Source organism: Halalkalibacter sp. APA_J-10(15) (genome assembly GCF_023017105.1).
In the GTDB taxonomy this organism is placed as follows: Bacteria; Bacillota; Bacilli; order Bacillales; family Bacillaceae_D; genus Halalkalibacter.
On sequence record NZ_JALKEV010000093.1, the window covers coordinates 1 to 255 of the forward strand.

Annotated in this window: 1 rRNA gene; it reads right to left on the reverse strand. The window is 54.1% G+C overall.

Annotated features, from left to right (window positions below):
• Positions 1-255: ribosomal RNA gene (locus MW695_RS22395) — 23S ribosomal RNA — on the reverse strand; the annotation flags it as partial.

Genomic DNA, 255 nt, shown 5'->3' on the forward strand with positions numbered 1-255 from the left:
CTAGTTGTAGGCACACGGTTTCAGGATCTCTTTCACTCCCCTCCCGGGGTGCTTTTCACCTTTCCCTCACGGTACTGGTTCACTATCGGTCACTAGGGAGTATTTAGCCTTGGGAGATGGTCCTCCCGGATTCCGACGGGGTTTCACGTGTCCCGCCGTACTCAGGATCCACTCTGGAGGAAACGAAGTTTCGGCTACAGGGCTGTTACCTTGTCTCGCGGATCTTTCCAGATCGCTTCACCTACTCCGTTTCTT